The following is a 551-nucleotide window of genomic DNA, read 5'->3' as shown; positions in this document are numbered from 1 at the left end:
GGGCCGTGTCGGCCCGGCTCAGGTCCAGCTCCCGCGCCAGGGCGTCCAGCCGCTCCATGTCCTCGGCGCTGACCCGCACCGTCAGCACCTTGCTGCGCGACTGCGGCAGGCGCTCGTCCCAGCGGTTCCTGTGGTTGTAGATCGTCCGGCGGCTGACCCCGTATTTCTTCGCCAACTCCGTCACCGGCACCTTCGCGTCGAGCTCACCCCGGAGAGCTTGCTTCTGGGCGTTCGTCAGGCGGCTGAACTTGCGTCTCGGCATGTGTGAAGTATCCAACTTGGAGGCTGTGAAGTATCCAAGTTATATTTCCTGCTATTAACACACAACCGAAAACAGCCTTCACAGATCAGGGGAAACCCAAGCCGTCTCGAAGCCCGCTGAGTGGGTCTGTAGAGCAACGATCAGGAGGGCAGGGGCAACGATGCCGCCTTGGCGATGACGCCAGAGGATCGAACAGCGGTGGGCCCACAGAGCCCCGCAGAAGCCTCCTAGAGCCCTGTCTCGGGTTCTCAGGTGGATTTCCCTGTCCAGAGGCTGAGAGGCCTCTGTT

The 551-nt window shown here is 62.3% G+C and carries 1 protein-coding gene; it reads right to left on the bottom strand.

All coding sequences use genetic code 11. The features are described from left to right. A partial coding sequence (locus CK240_RS17890; protein ID WP_135058978.1) for a helix-turn-helix domain-containing protein occupies window positions 1–262 on the bottom strand: 262 nt, incomplete at its 3' end. Window positions 263–551 lie beyond the last annotated feature (289 nt).

Origin of the sequence: Paracoccus salipaludis (genome assembly GCF_002287065.1) — a bacterium.
GTDB classification, from domain to species: domain Bacteria; phylum Pseudomonadota; class Alphaproteobacteria; order Rhodobacterales; family Rhodobacteraceae; genus Paracoccus; species Paracoccus salipaludis.
Note: the sequence above shows the minus strand (reverse complement) of the source record. Positions and strands in the feature narration are given on the sequence as shown.